The sequence below is a fragment of the Pseudomonas sp. DSP3-2-3 genome (assembly GCF_049898225.1).
GTDB lineage: Bacteria > Pseudomonadota > Gammaproteobacteria > Pseudomonadales > Pseudomonadaceae > Aquipseudomonas.
Genome location: NZ_JAFCXH010000080.1, coordinates 1 through 1,188, shown reverse-complemented (window position 1 = coordinate 1,188; position 1,188 = coordinate 1). Strand labels below are relative to the sequence as shown.

At 56.5% G+C, this 1,188-nt stretch carries 1 protein-coding gene; it reads right to left on the bottom strand.

The genetic code is table 11. From position 1 onward, the window contains the following. Positions 1-52: 52 nt before the first annotated feature. Positions 53-1,188 (bottom strand): IS3 family transposase gene (locus ACP7E4_RS30435; protein WP_426119981.1). Its coding sequence is split into 2 segments (ribosomal slippage), with 1,137 coding nucleotides annotated over them: positions 53-960 and positions 960-1,188; the frame shifts between segments, so codons are not numbered across the junction. This gene is flagged as partial in the annotation.

Here is a 1,188-nt window from a genome sequence, read left to right as displayed (position 1 = left end):
TGACCTTGCCCCCGAGAAACGTATCCCTTAACCCGGCGTCGGGGTTGAGTATCTAAGGTTGTTGCATTTGCCAGTTCTTCTCGTATTGCATCGGGCTTACGTAAAGCAGAGTCGAGTGCAGGCGCTCTTGGTTGTACCACAGCAGCCAGTTCATGACCTCGTCCTTGGCGGCGCGTCGGGTTTTGAATTTCAGGCCATGCAGGCGCTCCACCTTCAGCGAACCAAACACAGTCTCACTGCACGCGTTATCCCAGCAGTTGCCACGTCGGCTCATGGAGCTGGCGATCCCGTAGGTCAGCAGAGTCTTTCGGAAGTCGAAACTGGCGTACTGACTTCCCCGATCACTATGAAACAGTAACCCTGAGTCTTTTGGTGGGTGGCGCTTGAACCAGGCCATGCGCAACGCATCGATCACCAAACTGCTTTTCATCCGTTCATCCATAGACCAACCCACAATCTGACGACTGAACAGGTCGATAACGACAGCCAAAAATAGCCAACCCTCATCGGTCGGGATGTAGGTGATGTCGCCCACCCAAGCCTTGTCAGGCTCCGTCACGGTGAATTGACGATCCAGCAGATTGGGTGAAATAGGCAAGTCATGGGCGCTATCCGTAGTGACCCTGAAACGTCGTTTGCCCTTGCCGTAAATACCGTGGAGCTGCATCAGCTTCTGCACACGTTCCTTGCCGACACGAACACCGTCGGCCAATAAACCCTGCCAGATCCGAGGCCAGCCGTAGCTGCCACGGCTGCGAGCGTGAGCGACGCGGATGTGCACGAGCAATGCCGTGTCGCTGACTCCTCGTTGAGGACAATTGGCTGAACAGCGGACTTGATGGCCGTGAAAGCCGGTAGCACTGACGCCCAGCACCCGGCATTGCACGCCAATAGGCCAGAGACGCCGATGATCAAAGATGAACGCGTACTTCAGCTGGATGCTTTTGCGAAGTACGCCGTCGCCTTTTCCAGGATGTCGCGCTCCATCTTGACGCGCGTCAGCTCGGCCCGCAGACGGCTTATTTCCATCTGCTCGGGAGTAACAGGCTTGATATCAGCGCCGGTCAACCTGCCTTGACGATGAGCCTTGACCCAGTTGAACAGGGTCTGGTCGGACATACCCAGAGAGCGGGCAGCGGCAGCAAGCGTCAGGCCAGTATCAACCAATCGCACGGCCTCAAGCTTGAA